The sequence below is a fragment of the Haemophilus sp. SZY H56 genome (genome assembly GCF_054332415.1).
In genome coordinates this window covers 32477-50394 of sequence record NZ_JBTGNX010000013.1, presented here as the reverse complement: position 1 = coordinate 50394, position 17918 = coordinate 32477, and the positions used below count along the sequence as shown (strand labels likewise).

Here is a 17918-nt window from a genome sequence, read left to right as displayed (position 1 = left end):
TAAATTTATAGAAAGTGTGGTTAAAAATAACCGCACTTTTTTACGTTTAGAATTTGAGATTACGATAAAAAAAGAGTAAAGTATTAGCTTATTTGATTTATGGACTGACGCAAACTTAAGGCGGAAATTATGGGAAAAAGTGTTGTTATTCTTGGCGCTCAGTGGGGCGATGAAGGAAAAGGTAAGATCGTTGATTTATTAACAGATCGAGTTAAATATGTGGTGCGTTACCAAGGTGGCCACAACGCAGGTCACACGTTAATTATTAATGGTGAAAAAACCGTATTACGCTTAATTCCATCAGGTATTTTACGTGATAATGTGACCTGTTTAATTGGTAATGGCGTAGTGCTTTCTCCTGCCGCATTAATGCAAGAAATGGGCGAGTTAGAAAACCGAGGGGTAAAAGTACGTGAACGTTTGTTAATTTCTGAAGCTTGTCCATTAATTCTCCCTTATCATGTTGCGATGGATCATGCTCGTGAAGCTGCATTAGGCAAAAAAGCCATTGGTACAACCGGTCGGGGTATCGGTCCCGCTTACGAAGATAAAGTGGCACGTCGTGGTTTACGCGTGGGTGATTTATTCAATCGCGAAGCCTTTGCTGAAAAATTAAAAAATATCCTTGAATACTATAATTTCCAATTGGTGAACTACTACAAAGTAGAACCTGTTGATTATCAAAAAACATTAGACGATGTGTTTGCGGTAGCTGATATCATCACGGGCATGGTAGCAGATGTGACAACCATCTTAGATACGGCTCGCAAAAATGGCGACAACATTTTATTCGAAGGTGCACAAGGTACCATGCTTGATATCGACCACGGCACCTATCCATATGTAACCAGTTCCAACACTACCGCAGGTGGCGTAGCGACTGGTTCAGGTTTCGGTCCTCGTAACCTTGATTATGTGTTAGGTATCATCAAAGCATACTGTACACGTGTTGGTGGCGGTCCATTCACCACAGAATTATTCGATGAAACGGGTGCTGAAATTGCACGTAAAGGTAATGAATTTGGTGCTGTAACTGGTCGTCCTCGTCGTTGTGGTTGGTTTGATGCTGTAGCCATTCGTCGTGCAATTCAACTAAACTCAATTTCTGGCTTCTGTATGACCAAATTAGATGTATTAGATGGCTTTGATGAAGTGAAAATCTGTACAGCTTACAAAATGCCAAATGGCGAAATCGTTGAATATGCACCATTGGCAGCGAAAGATTGGGAAGGCGTAGAACCAATTTACGAAACTTTACCAGGTTGGAAAGAAAACACCTTCGGTGTCACTGATGTAAATAAATTACCGCAAACTTGCCGTGATTACATCAAACGTATCGAAGAAGTAACTGGTGTACCGGTAGATATCCTTTCAACGGGTCCAGATCGTGTTCAAACGATGATTTTACGCGATCCATTTGCGGCCTAAAACGGCATAAAAATAAACCGCACTTTGGCACAACCAAGTGCGGTTATTTTTTAAGGAGTTTTTAATGACTGAACAAGATATTGCTGACTACCTAAAAAATCACCCTGATTTTTTTACCCATCATCCTGAACTACTTCAACTGCTTAGTATTCCGCATAGCCATGAAGAAGGGACGATTTCCTTAGTCGAAGCACAGCTTGCTCAGCAACGAGAACAAATCAAAACGCTTACTCAACTCCTCGAAAAATTTCATCTGCTTGCCCATCAAGAAGCGGATATCTTCTTTGCTCTGTTACCTTTGCAGAAAAAACTATTTCAAACAGAAGACTTTATTGCCATCAATGAAAAACTTGATGACTGGGCAAAAGGCTATGAGCTAAAAGGTGCTAAAATCTTACTTTTCACTGACAGCTGGCAAAAAAAGGACACTATTCCTGAACAACATTGGCTAGACCGAAAAGCGTTTGAACTCATTCGCCTAGAGCGCATGGGGTTACGCCAATTCTATTTAGGCGATCTCTCCAATAAAGAAAAAGCCCTTATGTTCCTTCCGGAAGAACTCCCTATCGGTTCTGTGGCGATTTGCCGTTTAGGTGGAACACCGCAAAAACCAACCGCACTTTTAGTCTTCAAATCTCGAGACACTGACCGTTTCCACAACGACCAAGACACCACATTTCTTCGACATTTAGTCGATATTGTAGAATTGCATTTGGGAAGGTGGCTTTAAATATTGAAAATCAACTTGTGATATACAATCATCATTATGAGTAACGGGTATGCTACATAGCATTAACACCATTTTGTCATTTCCTTTATTAACTATTAGCATTCAGTCAAAACACCTAAAAAGAAAGTCCAATTATTCGGCCACCCAAAAATGCGAAGCCTTCTTAACCTGACTTTCTTTGATGATTAAAGTATATTCTTCTCACCACGAGAAAGACTAATTAAGCCTGAACGCACAATTTCAAGTAATGTGCTTTCTTCTTTCAGTGCCTCAACAAAAGCATCTAATTTGTCTTTTGTACCCGTTAACTGAATGGTATAAGATTTTGTTGTCACATCCACAATCTGACCACGGAAGATGTCGGCTAAACGTTTTAATTCATCACGCGATGAACCTGTTGCACGCACTTTCACTAACACCACTTCACGTTCTACGTGATCATGCTCACTCAAATTGATAACTTTAAACACATCCACTAATTTGTGAAGTTGCTTTTCAATTTGCTCAAGTACTTGCTCATCCCCTACCGCTTCAATCGTCATACGAGAAAGGGTTGGGTCGTCCGTAGGTGCCACGGTTAAGCTTTCAATGTTAAATGCACGTTGGGAAAATAAGCCGACCACTCGAGATAATGCACCGGATTCATTTTCTAATAAAACAGATAAAATTCTACGCATTATTCTTTCTCCTCTTGTGGTTTGCTGAAAATCATCTCATTCATCGCCCCGCCGCGAACTTGCATCGGGTAAACGTGTTCGGTTTCATCAACATTAATATCAACAAAAACCAATTTATTTTTAATGCTGAAGGCTTCTTGTAATTTGCTGTCTAATTCATCAGGTGTCGAAATTTGAATCCCCACATGACCATAAGACTCGGCTAACTTCACGAAATCTGGTAAAGAATTCATATAAGTTTGGGAATGGCGACCTGAGTAAATCAAATCTTGCCATTGTTTTACCATGCCTAAGAAGTGGTTGTTCAAACAAATCACCACAACTGGAATGCGATATTGTGTTGCCGTTGAAAGCTCTTGAATATTCATTTGAATACTGCCATCACCCGTTACACAAACCACGGTTGCATCAGGATGTGCAAGTTTTACCCCTAATGATGCTGGTAAACCAAAGCCCATCGTACCTGCACCACCTGAGTTGATCCAACGACGCGGTAAATCAAACGGATAATGTAACGCGGCAAACATTTGGTGTTGCCCTACATCGGATGCCACATAAGCTTGGCCTTTTGTAATGCGATACACCGCTTCCATCACTTGCTGTGGTTTGATGACGCCTGAAGTGCGGTCGAAATCCAAGCACTTTTTCGCTTTCCATTCATCGATTTGTTTCCACCAATCTTCTAAGTGATTTTGCGGACGTGAACCGATTTCTTCACCTAATAAGCTTAAGAATTCATCCAATACATTTTTCGCATTACCTACAATTGGAATGGCTGCTGGTACGTTTTTAGAAATAGAGGTTGGATCAATATCAATCTGAATCACTTTTGCATTTGGGCAATATTTATCTAAGTTGTTAGTGGTACGGTCATCAAAACGAACGCCAACACCAAGGATTAAATCACTTTCATGCATTGCTGTATTGGCTTCGTAAGTCCCGTGCATTCCAAGCATGCCTAAAAATTGTTTGTCCGTACTTGGGTACACGCCTAAACCCATTAACGATGAGGTAACCGGTAAATTTAAACGTTGTGCGAATTGTGTTAATTCTTTATGACAGCCTGCCGCAATTGCACCACCACCCACGAATAAAACCGGTTTTTTAGCCACTAATAATGCTTTTAATGCTTTCTTAATTTGACCTTTATGACCATTTACGGTTGGATTATAAGAACGAAGCTCAACAGATTTTGGATATTCGTAAGGATATTTTAAAGTTGGATTTACCGTATCTTTTGGAATATCTACGACAACAGGACCTGGACGGCCTGTTGAAGCGATATAAAAGGCTTTTTTCAAGATACCTGGAATGTCTTCTGCTTTTTTAACGATAAAGCTGTGTTTAACCACTGGGCGAGAAATCCCCACCATATCACATTCTTGGAACGCATCACGGCCGATTAAACCACTCATTACCTGACCTGAAATGATCACCATTGGTACCGAATCAGTATAAGCGGTCAAAATCCCCGTAATCGCATTGGTTGCACCTGGTCCTGATGTGACTAACACACAACCCACTTTACCGGTCGCACGCGCATAACCATCTGCCATATGTACCGCAGCTTGCTCATGACGGACTAAAATATGTTCAATCCCACCAAGGGTATGGATTGCATCATAAATATCCAATACGGCACCGCCCGGATAACCAAATAAATACTCAACGCCTTCGTCACGCAAAGACTGAACCACCATTTCCGCACCGGATAATTTCTTCATATTTTACTCCTAAAACTGACCGCACTTTTATTACTACGATTCGTAGTCAAAACAATGGAAACATCATACCGAAAGAAAACAACTTGTCTAGCATTGCAAAAGTCTAAAAAGACAAATTTAAAAGAATTAAAATCTGGAAAAATATGAAAATAAAGTTTTAAATAAATATTAAAGTCAAAAAATAAAGAGAATTGTATTTTTATATAGAGTTTTATAAAAATAAAAAAATTTTATTCTTTTGTTCAGAAATTTGAACTAGATCACATTTTAAATGTTGTGTTCTCTTATGAGTGGAAGAAAAAGAATCGATGACAAGAAAAAACCGCACTTGGAAGCCCAAAAGTGCGGTTAGATTTTAAGTGATTTTTAATTAGCCGTTATAGCGTTTGAACACTAAAGTTGCGTTTGTACCACCGAAACCAAAGCTATTTGACATGACAGTTTGTAAGCCTGCATTTTCTTTTGTTTCAGTCACGATATTGCAGCCTTTTGCCGCTTCGTCTAATGTTTCGATATTAATGCTTGGTGCAATGAAGTCATTGTGTAACATTAATAAGGTATAGATTGCTTCGTGTGCACCTGCTGCACCTAAAGAGTGACCGGTCATTGATTTGGTTGAAGAAATCGCTGGAATTTTGTCACCAAATACATTTTTGATTGCCCCTAATTCTTTCACATCACCAACTGGTGTTGATGTACCGTGTACGTTGATGTAATCAATTGGAGTATCTACCGTTGCCATTGCTTGTTTCATACAACGCTCTGCCCCTTCACCGCTTGGCGCGACCATGTCGTAACCATCAGAAGTTGCACCATAACCCACGATTTCAGCGTAGATTTTTGCGCCACGTGCTAATGCATGTTCTAATTCTTCAACCACTACAACAGCACCACCACCAGCGATAACGAAACCATCACGGTTTGCATCGTAAGCACGAGAAGCTTTTTCTGGGGTATCATTGTATTTGGTTGAAACAGCACCCATTGCATCGAATTCAGTTGCACATTCCCAAGATAATTCTTCCGCACCACCCGCGAAAACCACATCTTGTTTACCTAATTGGATTAATTCAACTGCGTGACCGATACAGTGTGCAGAAGTTGCACAAGCAGAGCTGATTGAGTAGTTCACACCACGGATTTTGTAAGGGGTTGCTAAACAAGCTGACACACTTGATGCCATGGTTTTAGTTACCGCATAAGGACCAATCGCTTTCACACCGCGTGGACCACGCACTGCATCACAAGCCACTAATTGGTTATGTGCTGAACCAGTACCTGCACCGATTACAAGACCTGTACGGTCATTTGAAACTTGATCTTCTGTTAAACCTGAATCTTCAATCGCTTCACGCATTGAAAGGTATGCATAAGCTGCCGCATCCCCCATAAAACGATACACTTTACGATCGATATGCTCGCTTGGATCAAGTTTGATTGTGCCGGCAACATGGCTACGCATTTTCATTTCAACAAACTCAGGGACAATTTCAATTCCCGATTTACCCGCTTTTAATGATGCCAAAACTTCTTCTTTGTTGTTACCGATACTTGAAATAATACCAAAACCAGTAATTACAGCTCTTTTCATTCTTTATTCCTTATGATTTAGGGGAAATTTAATTCAACTTACAGTTGTTAGCTGAACGCAATTTACTATGAAATGAAAATATTGCAAGCAATAATTCATTTGTTCGACCAGTTAAGTTTTAACCGTCTCAAAATTTCCGTGCTATTATAAAAGAATTTGATAAGGCAAAAAAGGGCTAACACATGTTCACCATTCAGCATGCAAAAATTCATTTTAACGAAGAGAATACCCCCGTTTCAGATAAGTTTGATGACGTGTATTTTTCCAATCAAGATGGTTTAGCAGAAACCCACTATGTGTTTTTAGAAGGTAATCAGTTGTGGGAACGTTGGGTTCATTACCAAGAAGCCCATTTTGTTATTGCTGAAACAGGGTTTGGCACAGGATTAAATTTCTTTGCGGTGACCACGCTATTCCGTGAATTTCGTCAGAAATATCCAGATTCACCTTTAAAACGCCTTTATTTTATCTCTTTCGAAAAATACCCTTTGCCACTTGATGCATTACAACAAGCTCATTTAGCCTATCCACAATTTTCTTGTCTTGCTCAGCATTCACAACAGCATTGGCTTAATCCCATTCAAGGTTGCTATCGTTTTCATTTTGATGAAACCACGTTAGATCTTTGGTTTGGCGATGTCGCTGAAAATCTGCCGCAACTGGGCGATTATATGAATAGCAAAATTGATGCGTGGTTTTTAGATGGTTTTGCGCCGAGTAAAAACCCCGACATGTGGAATGAGCAGCTTTATCAGCAAATGTTTCGTTTTACCAAGCTACAAGGTACCTTTGCGACTTTCACTGCGGCAAGTGCGGTGAGAAAAGGCTTAGAAAATGCAGGCTTTGATATTACAAAACGCAAAGGCTTTGGTAAAAAACGAGAATGTCTTTCCGGCCAAAAAACGCAGGAAAAACCAACCGCACTTTCTACGCCCTGGTTTCATAGTCAGCCAGCCAATCTCAAAGAACAAGATATTGCCATTATTGGTGGCGGGATAGCCTCGCTTTGTACAGCTATTTCATTGGTTAAACGTGGGGCTAACATCACAATTTATTGCGAAGATGAACAAACTGCCCTGAATGCATCTGGCAATAAACAAGGTGCTTTTTATCCGCAACTGAGTGATGATAACGATCGCAATATTCGTTTTTATATTCATGCCTTCGCCTATGGTCATCAATTCCTACAGTGGGCAATTCAACAACAAATCGAATTTGAACATAAGTTCTGTGGTGTCGCACTTTGTGCTTACAATGAGAAAGCTGAAAGTAAATTAAATAAAATCGCTGCGCTGAATTTACCTTCTGATTTATATCACTCATTAAGTCAAACTGAATTAAGCGAAAAAGTGGGTTTACCGTTACCTTTTGGTGGCGGCTTTATTCCTCAAGGCGCTTGGCTTGCACCACGTCAGTTAGTTCAACATGCTTTTGTCTTTTTAGAAAAACAAGGTGTCCAGATTAAAACATCACAAAAAGTAACTGCACTTTCTCAAACAGAAAATAGTTGGCAAATCACCACAGCTGAAAATGAAACTTTCTGCCATGAAGTGGTTGTTTTAGCAAACGGACATAAACTCACTGAGTTTGAACAAACACAGAAACTCCCACTCTATCCTGTTCGCGGGCAAGTGAGCCAAATTCCGACATCGGAAAACTTACTTAAACTCAAAACCGTGTTGTGCTATGACGGCTACCTGACGCCAGTCGATCAAGCGAAAATCAGTCATTGTATTGGCGCAAGTCATGTTCGTGATAATGCGAGCCGTGAATTTAGCCTAACCGAACAACAAGAAAACCAACAAAAAATTCAGCAGAATATTCCTGAATATTGGACAAAAGAAGTAGATACATCGGGTAATCTTGCTCGAATCGGTGTGCGTTGTTCGGTACGTGATCTTACGCCAATGATGGGCGCTGTTCCTCATTTTTCTGCTCAGCAAACACAATATCAAAATTTGTTTAATTTGCGACGCCGTAAACAGCCAATAGAACAAGCTGAAAACTACCCTAACCTCTATTTAATCGGCGCACTAGGCTCACGAGGATTAACCTCTTCGCCATTTTTAGGGGAAACACTGGCTTCCTTAATTTATGATGAACCCTTACCGATGAGTGAAGATCTGATTCATAATTTAATGCCAAACCGTAGTTGGGTCAGACGCTGGTTGAAGGGGGCGAACGTGAAATAAAAAAGTGCGGTTAAAATCAACCGCCTTTTTCTTAATACAAGCTTAAACGTTGTAATCGCTGTCTAGCGATTTCTTTAATTTCATTCTTTTTTGCTGTATTCATAATTTCTAAATAAAGCAATTTGGCTAAACCAATGTTAATCTGTGTACCAATACCCTCTTCATACATCCTTGCTAAACGAAATTTACCTTGATTGCTCCCCGCATTTGCAGCTTTTTGGAACCATTCAAAGGCTTTGGTAAATTCTTTCTGATTGGTATAAATTTCCCCTAATGTAAGCATGGCATCAGGATCTTTCGTTGCACTGGTTTCAAATAATTTAATCGCTTGAGCGGTATCTTGTTTCACATAGTTATTGCCGTTAAAATACATGACTGCCAAATTATTGATGGCTTTAATACTGCCTCGCTCAGCGGCTTCGCTAAACCACCAATAAGCCAACTCTTTATTTTCATCCACTCCACGGCCTAAATTATAAAGCATCCCTAAATTGCTTTGTGCTTGTAAATTACCTTCCAAAGCTAAAGGATACATAATTTCAAAAACGGCTTTCCAATCTTGTTTATCCGCTAATTTTTGCGCCAGATCCATTTTTTGCTGATCCGTCATTTGCGCTTTATCGACCAAATCAATGGTTTTCATCGCAAATGCTGAACTGCTTAAGGTGAGCGTGGTGAGGAGTAAAAGTTTGGCTAATGTCTTCATCTTATAACGTCGCTATCAATAAAATAATCAAAAAAATGGCGGATGTTCCGAATTCTATTAGACCGACTTGCTTAACCGAAAGTTTCTTGGTGGGTAAATAAATCGCACGAATTAATGCCGGCACAAAAGCAAGTGATAAGACATATTGTTGGGTAAACAAGCAACCGAGCACGCAAAGCACATGGAAAATAATAGAGGCTTTGAGATAAAGCGGATTTTTACGTTCACGCATCATTGATTTGACGTAAAGCGTCGTACCAATAAAAAATAAGCTTGGATATAACGCGACCCACCAGATTTTTTCATCAAAAGTGCGGTCAGAAAAATAATAGGATCCCATACCTGCAAGGGCAAAAATCGCAATACCCGCTAAATCATTGAGAAGATTCCGTTCATCTTTTTTCTTAGTGTAATAGATACTCACCAACACAAAAGGAAACATGGCTGCAATAAAGAAAAGAATCTGCCAGTTATAAAAAATGGCAGGAAGCGCAAATAAAAAAGCTGTGACACCATAGATGATTGTCCACTTTTTATATTCCGCCATATTTTTGCCTTTAAAGAGACTCAGCATTGGGTAACTCAGCAAATACATGCTGAACCAAGCTAAAAGCAAAAAGAAATGCGCCCAAACAGGTGAAGCTAATAACATACCGTAAACAAAAGGCAATAATGCCATCACAATGGCGCCATATTGATTCGAAATCAGGAGTTTCATAGTTTTCTTTAGTTGATAAAAATTCTCAATTATTTTATCTCACAATTTCTTGATTTACAAAGTCTAAAACCGCCTTTAGAATGGAATTATCGTCATCAAAAAGGAGCTATTATGTCGATTCAACGCATTCAACCAAGCAAACGCTTTTCTGAAGTGGTCATTCATAACAATACTGCCTATTTTGCAGGCCAAGTACCAGAAAAAACCGTTAAGCAAAATGCTTACGAGCAAACCAAAGAAGTCCTTTCACTGATCGATAAATTATTGGCTAAAATTGGTTCTGAAAAAAGTAAAATTCTTACCACGCAAATCTTCCTTGCTGATATGGCAGATTATGCTCAACTCAACCAAGCATGGGATGAATGGGTCGATAGTCAAAATCCACCAAGCCGAGCAACGGTAGAAGCAAAACTTGCGGATTCTGATTGGAAAGTTGAAATCGTGATTATTGCAGCTGTGTAAACACTGCTTTTTCAAAATGTGATCAACCGCAAAGAAACTTTTTTGTTTTTCCTTTACACTAAACACTGAATTAAAAAGAAGGAGTAATGTATGCAATCATGGACACCAGAAATATGGCAAGCAGCGGTGATCGGGCTTGTCGTTGGCGTAATCTTCGGCTATTTGCTATTACGTTTAACAAAAGGGTCTGTTAAAAAACAAGCTCAGACAGAAGCTGAACTGAAAGAAGTGAAAACACAATTAAGCGATAAACAAGCACAACTTGAAAAACATTTCGCTGAAAGTGCTGAATTATTTAAAACCTTAATTGGTGATTATCAAAAACTGTATCGTCACTATGCGGTTTCATCTGAAGCTTTACTCGGCAATAAACCTACCAATAAAGGTTTATTTACCCAGCAATTGGTGACAGCCTCATCAGAAAGTAAATCAGAAGAACCACCTCGCGATTATTCCGAAGGTTCATCTGGCTTATTAAAAACAGATAAAGAAAACCAATAATGATTAACGGTTGAACAATAAAAAATCAGGGATTAAATACTTAATCCCTGATTTTTTATTAATGATTACTCAATACTTGAGCCGGTTGTAACTTCGCGGCTCGACTGGCTGGATAAAGACTGGCGAGTAAACTTAATACTAATGCCGCCACGAGAACCAATACAACATCGAACCAATGTAATTCACTTGGTAAGAAATCAACGAAATAGATGCCATCTGATAACAATTTTCTACCGAGTAATGTCTCGATGCCTTGAATAATCGGCGTGAGATTCAGTGCAAGTACGACGCCTAACACGATACCAATCAAACACCCTTTCATTCCTGCAAGCAAGCCATACCAAATAAAGATCTGCTTAATAAAGCCATTATTTGCCCCCAGGGTTCGCATAATCGCAATATCACCTTGCTTGTCTTTTACCGCCATAATTAAGGTAGAAACGATATTAAAACACGCTACCCCAATTACAAGCACCATCGCGATATACATCACCGTACGGATAAGTTGAATATCACGATACATATAGCCAAATTTTGCCACCCAGTTTTGAATATAAAGCAGTTGCGGATAATCATTCAGCATCGAATAATCCATTTCTTGTACTTTAAATGGATCATCCACTTTCAATTCAACACCGGTAATTTGATCTTCACGATATCCCATTAATTCCTGTGCTTGAGGCAGGGAGAGTAAAGCATAACTGTGGTCTAACTGACCATCTAAACGTAAAATAGCGGTCACTTGAACACGCTCACGATTAGGCTGAGCCATTTGATCTTCACCATTCGGTTGAGAAATCAATAACGACACCCAATCGCCTGCTTTAACATCTAGCTCTTTGGCAATACCAGAGCCCAGCACCAATCCACCTTCTTCTGCGAATTTCTGCCAGCCATCACCTTCCACAAACTTACCAAGAGAACTCACTTGATCTTCAGCTTGTTTATCGACCCCTTTCACTTGAACGACTTTAAGTTTATTGCCATTTTCGACTAAGGCAGTAAAACTCACAAAAGGTGAAAGTGCGGTAATTTTTTTGTTTGTTTTTAGACGTTCCGCAAGGTTCTGCCAATGGTTTAATGTGCTCTCATTGCCCTGTGGGTTTAATGTGATTTCCGCATGTGGTACGACTGCCAAAATACGTGAATTCAGTTCACGCTCAAAGCCATTCATGGCACTTAACCCCACGATCAACACCGCCACGCCAAGAGCTATACCGATAGCAGAGAATTTTGAAATTAACGCCACCAACGGATTCTTTTGCTTACCCCGTTGATAACGCCAACTAATGAAAAAAGGCGTATTCATTATGCACCTTCCTTCAAAATTCCGTCTTGCATGGTTAAGCAACGAGACAGTTTTTGCGCTAATGACATATCATGTGTAACCAATAAAAACGCAATGTTTTGTTCCGCATTCAAGGTTTGAATCAACTCAAAAATACTTTCTGTGGTTTTATGATCTAAGTTACCTGTTGGTTCATCAGCCAAGACAAGAGCAGGGTTATTCACCAATGCACGAGCAATCGCAACACGTTGACGTTCACCGCCAGAAAGTGCAGATGGACGATGAGTAATACGATGACTTAAGCCTACTGCGCCTAATATTTTTTCAGCACGATCTTTTGCTTCTGTTTTATTCTGACGACCAATTAACATCGGCATCATCACATTTTCCAATGCGGTAAAATCTGCCATTAAATGGTGAAATTGATACACGAAACCGAGATTTTGATTACGCAATTTAGCCAATTCACTTTCAGACGCTTTTTGCAAAGATTGCCCTTTAATAAACACTTCCCCACTACTTGGCTGATCTAAACCGCCTAAGGTGTGTAATAAAGTACTTTTTCCCGAACCAGAGCTTCCCACAATCGCCACTAATTCTTGTGGTTTCATGGCAAAGCTCACGCCTTTTAATACTTGGGTTTGGTTCTCGCCTTCTTGGTAAAATTTATTAATATTTTGGCATTCTAATAAGTAGTTATTCATATTTTACTCATAACGTAATGCTTCCGCCGGCTCAGTTTTCGCCGCACGATAAGCTGGGTAAATAGTTGATAATAAGGATAATAATAGAGAAAAGGCAATCACAACAATGACTTGCACTGGCTCAATGGATGTTGGCAAGAAAACACCGTTCGGATTGACCGCACTTAAAATTGCCCCAAGGTTTAAGGTGATTAATACGCCCAGTACAGCACCAATCAATGTACCCACTAGCCCAACCAATAAACCTTGATAAATAAAGATAGAACGCACTTGTGATTTAGTCACACCTTGTGTTTGCAAAATGGCGATTTCCCCTTGTTTATCCACCACCATTAAACTTAATGAGGTCACGATATTGGAAATCGCAACAATAATAATTAAGCTAATCAACAAGTCCATCATATTTTTTTCCATACGAACCGCTTGGAAAAACTCCCCTTTTTGGACACGCCAATCACTGATATGGCTCTCTTTAAAATAGGTTGGCAATTCTGTGATTTGGAAAGGATCATCCAGGAATAAACGATAGCCTTGAGCTTCGCCTGGCTGAATTCGCATTAGGCGACCAATATCAGCTAAATTAGCAAAAACTTCATAACCTGACGCTTCGCCATAATCATAGTAAAGCTCGCTCACCGTAAATAAACGCTGCATCGGCACGCGACCAAATGGGGTGTATTGGCTGTTTTCCGTAATCATTAAACGAACCTTATCACCCACTGCTAAGCCTAATTTTTGTGCCAGGTTATCCCCAATAATCAACTTAAACTCACCTTGCGGTAAAAGTTGATTAAATTGGCTAGGATCGAAACCGTCCAGTAAAAGATCATCTGAAAAAGACTGAATACCAATCACTTGTCCTGCGCTCACGCCTTTTGCCGTTTGAAACACAACATTTGTGGTATTAATCGGCACAGCTTTTTGCACAAAGTGCGGTGTATTTTCAAGCGGTTTTTCTGCCGAAATAGGCACTTCTTGACTAACAATCGCGTGTGGAATGATCGAAAGCACCTGTTGTTTTTGATAGCCTTCTAATCCATTCATGACAGAAAGCACAATAATCAATGCCATCACACCCAGTACGATGCCAAAGCTTGCTAAATTAGCAACAAGTCGCCCAAAACGATCGGCGCTTTTTGCACGCCAATATCGCAGGGCGACGTATAAAGAAATAGGTAAATTCATTATTTTTGATTGAATTGTTGAACGAAATCTTCGATATTTTGCGTCACTTTTTTCGTTAGCGTGGTTACCGCACTATCACTCGCCCAAGCAATATGAGGTGTGATAATTAAATTCGGCATCGTTTTCGCTAATTCAATCAGTGGATTATTTTTCTCTGGAGGCTCTTTCACTAACACATCTAATGCGGCACCACCTAATTGTCCTGATTTTAATGCGTCACAAACCGCTTGCTCATCAATCAATGGACCACGACCAGTATTGATTAAATACGCCCCTTTCTTACAAAGTGACAAGGTTTCTTGATTGATTAAATTTTTAGTTGTTTCAGTTAATGCACAATGCAATGTCAGAATATCAGCCTGTTTTAGCACCTCTTCAAAAGGCGTGTAACCTTCACGACAAGTTGTCGCATTTCGATGTTCAGCATAAAGGACTTTCATGCCTAAAAGTTCTGCTAAACGCCCGACTTCTGTACCTAAACAGCCTTTTCCAAACACACCTAACGTTGAACCTTTAACATCTGTAATGGGATAATCAAAGTAGCAGAACTGTTTACTCTCAGTCCATTTTCCCGTGATTTGATCGCGCTGCCAGCCAGCCAAGCTGTGTTTTAACGCAAAAATCATGCCTAATACATGCTCAGGTACGGTCGTGGCAGAATAACCCGTCACATTTTTAACCGTCACACCTAATTCTTTTGCCGCGTCTAAATCCACGTTATTAGTACCTGTCGCAGTGATAGCAATGAGTTTTAATTTCGGTAATTGTTGCAACACCTCGCGGCTTAAAATCACTTTACTGGTGATAATAATATCCGCGTCTTTTGCTCGCTCAATGATTTGCTCTGCGGAAGTATATTTATACTCTACCCAGTTATGCGGAAAGCTTGGACGAGGAATAGGAATATGTTTCGGAATTGCGGTGCTGTCTAAAAATACGATATTCATTGTTATCTCCTTTTACAGAACAAAAGTGCGGTCAAAAACAATGCTATTTTCAACCGCACTTCTCTATTAAATAGACGTATCCAATTCAGGGAAAGATTTCACTAAATCATCAATGGCTTTCATCTGTGAGACAAAACCTTCTAATGCCGAAAGTGGCAATGCAGAAGGGCCATCACATTTTGCTTGATTTGGATTCGGATGTGCTTCTAAGAATAAGCCTGCAATGCCAATTGCTAAACCAGAACGGGCTAATTCTGTCACTTGTTCACGACGACCGCCTGAAGCAGCACCAAACGGATCACGACATTGTAATGAATGAGTCACGTCAAAAATAATTGGGCTGCCTTTCGACACTTTTTTCATTACGCCGAAGCCTAACATGTCCACCACTAAATTATCGTAACCGAAGTTTGAACCACGATCACAAAGGATAATTTTATCATTACCACATTCTTCAAACTTATCCACGATATTACCCATTTGACCTGGGCTTAAGAATTGTGGTTTTTTTACATTAATTACCGCACCGGTTTTTGCCATGGCTTCGACTAAATCAGTTTGACGAGCTAAGAATGCCGGTAATTGAATCACATCCACCACATCGGCAACAGGCTGACATTGATAGATTTCGTGCACATCGGTAATCACTTTCACGCCAAAGGTTTCTTTTATCTCTTGGAAAATTTTTAAACCTTCCTCCATGCCTGGACCACGGTAAGAATGAATTGAAGAACGGTTAGCTTTATCGAAAGATGCCTTAAAAACATAAGGCACACCCAACTTTTCAGTCACTTTTACATAAGCTTCGCAAACTTGCATCGCCATATCACGACTTTCAAGCACGTTCATTCCGCCTAAAAGTACAAAAGGTTTGTCGTTTGCAACATCAATATTGCCGATTTTTACAATTTTATTTTGCATAATATTTCCTTTTTAATGGATGGCATTGGCATCTTTCAATGCTTCGCCTTTCAGTTCTAAAAGTTGAGTTTTTAACAGAGATGAAGTGGGATCATTCGGACATTGATCCACAAAATATTCTAAATCCTCAATGGCGGAAGAATAAGCGCCCATTTGCGCCAACACTAAGCCACGATCGCGAATATCGTAAGGATCTTTTCTTACCGCTAACAAGAATTGGATATAATTAAAAGCAAAATCGTTTTGTTCTTCACGAATTAAGGCATTTTTGGCGAGCTGACGGAAACGTGTGGCCAGCATAGGAATATCCGCTCGGGCTAAATCCTCTGGTTGAATTTGAGCGCCAAAACCAAAGGCGCCTTCATAGAGTTTTTTCAATTCATCCACTGAAATATATTTTCCGCTCCAAGGATCAATAAAGGCTACTTCTCCGTCTACTTCTGCACGTAAAATCAGCTGGGTCGGGAAATTCACCGGATAAATCGGCAATTTTAAACTTGCAGCTAAATAAAGGATTAAGGCTCCAAGACTGACGGGCATGCCTTCACGTTCTTCTAAAATATACGGAAGATATAAATTACGGGCATAGAAATAATTGTCCGCATCACAATGAAAACCCCAATCACCGTAAAATAGCTGTAGTAATTGATGAATTTTAGCTTTATCATCCCATTCTTCTGGAATAGCTTGGCGAGCTCTACGCACTAAGCCCCCCACAAGCCCTCTTATACGAGGCTCATCAACTTGCTCTTTCTCATAAACACTCAGATAAAAATGAGTCATTTCAACATATAAAGCTTTTTGATCGTATTTCATTACCGCTTCCTATATCCCAACGTTACGCGCTCATTGTCGCCATAATCCCGTATGGTTGCAACCCCTTGCCAATGATTTTGCCAGAAAATTGACCGCACTTCTTCACCCTGTTTCCAGCCGTGTTCTAACAATAAATAGCCGTTATCTTTTAAATGTACTTGTGCGCACTCAATAAGATGGCGTAAATCAGCTAAACCGTTTTCACCCGCCACCAACGCCGAACGAGGCTCAAAACGCACATCACCTTGCGAAAGATGTTCATCGGTTTCATCAATATAAGGCGGATTACTAACGATAATATCAAACTGCCCTTCAACATGTTCAAACCAACGACTCTGAAAAAATTGTACCTTGAGCTGATTTTTTTCTGCATTGGATTGCGCTAATTTGACGACTTCAGGCATTAAATCCACACCGATGACATCTAATTGGATAGCCTTTTTTTGACAAATAGGAGAGAGCTCATAAGCTAACGCCAACGCAATAGCACCTGTGCCAGTGCCAAGATCGAGAATACGAAAGTGCGGTGGATTTTCTTCCAGTTTTTCTAAGGTAATTTGTAATGCTTTTTCTACGAGAATTTCAGTATCGGGGCGAGGAATTAATGTTCCTTCAGACACATTTAACGGCAACGACCAAAATTCTTTTTCACCAAGAATATAAGCGATAGGTTCGCCTTTTAAACGACGATCTAAAAGTGCGGTCAATTTTAACCGCACTTTTTCATCAATCTCGGTATCATCAAAAGCAAGGATTTGCGTACGCGATTTACCTGTAGCATGTTGAAGAAGCACAAGCGCATCAATTTTACTATTTTCAGTGGGATTTTTTGGAGCTAAATCCGCCATTGCTTGTACCAGCCATTCTTTATAATTCATTATTTTTCGTCTTTTAACACAATTGTGCCAGCCACTAAATCAGTTAAAGAACGACGATCATCACGCACAAGAGCAACAATACCGCTAATAATCAATAAGAAACTTGTCCACGCCAATAAAATATCAATAATTTCGCGACCGATGTATTTACCAAATTCAACAGGCTGATTGGTATGATAATTAAATACTCGCAAGCCTAACCAGCGTTTTGCCATTGTCTGACCATAAGTTTTCATGAAATATAACTGAAAACCAGCATATACAATCGTCCCCACTACACCGGCAAAATCCCCCAATGCAAAACCAAGACCAACCATCACCCAAAGCACAAGCCCATTAATCATACTTGCAAGCCAACGTTTAAAACGGCTTGCTTGAGCGGGTTGAGAAGGTTTGAAAGCAGAAGAAAATTCAGCATCTTTTTGATTTTCAATGATCATTTTATTTCCC

General features: G+C 39.9%; 18 protein-coding genes. 5 read left to right on the top strand and 13 right to left on the bottom strand.

Going from position 1 to position 17918, the window contains the following annotated elements:
- Nucleotides 1–129: 129 nt before the first annotated feature.
- Together purA and ACXVWP_RS09575 are read left to right on the top strand one after the other, a co-directional pair.
- Nucleotides 130–1428, top strand: a complete 1299-nt coding sequence (purA, locus tag ACXVWP_RS09580) for an adenylosuccinate synthase (RefSeq protein WP_289901681.1) — start codon at nt 130–132, stop codon at nt 1426–1428.
- Nucleotides 1429–1492: 64 nt separating this feature from the next.
- Nucleotides 1493–2158, top strand: a complete 666-nt coding sequence (locus ACXVWP_RS09575; protein WP_289901680.1) for a DUF484 family protein — start codon at nt 1493–1495, stop codon at nt 2156–2158.
- Nucleotides 2159–2343: 185 nt separating this feature from the next.
- Here the strand turns inward: ACXVWP_RS09575 and ilvN are convergent, their stop codons facing one another.
- The 3 genes from ilvN to fabB all read right to left on the bottom strand — a co-directional run bounded on the left by ilvN (nt 2344) and on the right by fabB (nt 6150).
- Nucleotides 2344–2835 carry an acetolactate synthase small subunit gene (gene ilvN, locus ACXVWP_RS09570; RefSeq protein WP_289901679.1) on the bottom strand — a complete coding sequence of 164 codons (492 nt, stop codon included), beginning with the start codon at nt 2833–2835 and terminating at the stop codon, nt 2344–2346.
- Complete coding sequence (locus tag ACXVWP_RS09565; protein ID WP_289901678.1) at nt 2835–4559, bottom strand: acetolactate synthase 3 large subunit; 1725 nt, start codon at nt 4557–4559, stop codon at nt 2835–2837. The genes ilvN and ACXVWP_RS09565 overlap by 1 nt, the downstream gene beginning before the upstream one ends.
- Nucleotides 4560–4929: 370 nt before the next feature.
- Nucleotides 4930–6150, bottom strand: a complete 1221-nt coding sequence (gene fabB / locus ACXVWP_RS09560) for a beta-ketoacyl-ACP synthase I (RefSeq protein WP_049355550.1) — start codon at nt 6148–6150, stop codon at nt 4930–4932.
- Between the two features lie 182 nt (nt 6151–6332).
- Between fabB and mnmC the strand changes: the two genes are divergently transcribed.
- Nucleotides 6333–8342 (top strand): bifunctional tRNA (5-methylaminomethyl-2-thiouridine)(34)-methyltransferase MnmD/FAD-dependent 5-carboxymethylaminomethyl-2-thiouridine(34) oxidoreductase MnmC, encoded by a 2010-nt coding sequence (mnmC, locus tag ACXVWP_RS09555; RefSeq protein WP_297569970.1) that lies wholly within the window; start codon nt 6333–6335, stop codon nt 8340–8342.
- A 31-nt stretch (nt 8343–8373) separates the two neighbouring features.
- Here the strand turns inward: mnmC and ACXVWP_RS09550 are convergent, their stop codons facing one another.
- On the bottom strand, nt 8374–9048 hold the full coding sequence (locus ACXVWP_RS09550) for a tetratricopeptide repeat protein (RefSeq protein ID WP_289901676.1): 675 nt from the start codon (nt 9046–9048) through the stop codon (nt 8374–8376).
- Between the two features lies 1 nt (nt 9049).
- On the bottom strand, nt 9050–9766 hold the full coding sequence (locus ACXVWP_RS09545) for a YwiC-like family protein (RefSeq protein ID WP_049355553.1): 717 nt from the start codon (nt 9764–9766) through the stop codon (nt 9050–9052).
- 111 nt (nt 9767–9877) lie between these two features.
- Here ACXVWP_RS09545 and ACXVWP_RS09540 point away from each other — a divergent pair, with 111 nt between their 5' ends.
- Both ACXVWP_RS09540 and ACXVWP_RS09535 read left to right on the top strand, forming a co-directional pair.
- A complete protein-coding gene (locus tag ACXVWP_RS09540; protein WP_297569973.1) occupies nt 9878–10228 on the top strand; it encodes a RidA family protein in 351 nt (116 codons plus the stop codon).
- A gap of 90 nt (nt 10229–10318) precedes the next feature.
- A complete protein-coding gene (locus ACXVWP_RS09535; protein WP_049355555.1) occupies nt 10319–10729 on the top strand; it encodes a Z-ring associated ZapG family protein in 411 nt (136 codons plus the stop codon).
- 58 nt (nt 10730–10787) lie between these two features.
- Here the strand turns inward: ACXVWP_RS09535 and lolE are convergent, their stop codons facing one another.
- The 8 genes from lolE to ACXVWP_RS09495 all read right to left on the bottom strand — a co-directional run bounded on the left by lolE (nt 10788) and on the right by ACXVWP_RS09495 (nt 17908).
- Nucleotides 10788–12038 (bottom strand): lipoprotein-releasing ABC transporter permease subunit LolE, encoded by a 1251-nt coding sequence (gene lolE, locus ACXVWP_RS09530; RefSeq protein WP_289901675.1) that lies wholly within the window; start codon nt 12036–12038, stop codon nt 10788–10790.
- Complete coding sequence (gene lolD / locus ACXVWP_RS09525) at nt 12038–12721, bottom strand: lipoprotein-releasing ABC transporter ATP-binding protein LolD (protein WP_014065207.1); 684 nt, start codon at nt 12719–12721, stop codon at nt 12038–12040. The genes lolE and lolD overlap by 1 nt, the downstream gene beginning before the upstream one ends.
- A gap of 3 nt (nt 12722–12724) precedes the next feature.
- Nucleotides 12725–13906, bottom strand: coding sequence for a lipoprotein-releasing ABC transporter permease subunit (locus ACXVWP_RS09520; protein WP_297569976.1), 1182 nt, complete (start codon nt 13904–13906; stop codon nt 12725–12727).
- Nucleotides 13906–14853, bottom strand: a complete 948-nt coding sequence (locus ACXVWP_RS09515) for a 2-hydroxyacid dehydrogenase (protein ID WP_128787226.1) — start codon at nt 14851–14853, stop codon at nt 13906–13908. Before ACXVWP_RS09515 ends, ACXVWP_RS09520 begins: the two co-directional genes overlap by 1 nt.
- A 66-nt stretch (nt 14854–14919) precedes the next feature.
- Nucleotides 14920–15774, bottom strand: a complete 855-nt coding sequence (gene kdsA / locus ACXVWP_RS09510; protein WP_128787225.1) for a 3-deoxy-8-phosphooctulonate synthase — start codon at nt 15772–15774, stop codon at nt 14920–14922.
- 12 nt (nt 15775–15786) lie between these two features.
- Nucleotides 15787–16590, bottom strand: coding sequence for a SirB1 family protein (locus ACXVWP_RS09505; protein WP_126471625.1), 804 nt, complete (start codon nt 16588–16590; stop codon nt 15787–15789).
- A complete protein-coding gene (prmC, locus tag ACXVWP_RS09500) occupies nt 16590–17468 on the bottom strand; it encodes a peptide chain release factor N(5)-glutamine methyltransferase (RefSeq protein ID WP_128787224.1) in 879 nt (292 codons plus the stop codon). The genes ACXVWP_RS09505 and prmC overlap by 1 nt, the downstream gene beginning before the upstream one ends.
- Nucleotides 17468–17908, bottom strand: coding sequence for an RDD family protein (locus ACXVWP_RS09495; protein WP_005644900.1), 441 nt, complete (start codon nt 17906–17908; stop codon nt 17468–17470). Before ACXVWP_RS09495 ends, prmC begins: the two co-directional genes overlap by 1 nt.
- Nucleotides 17909–17918 lie beyond the last annotated feature (10 nt).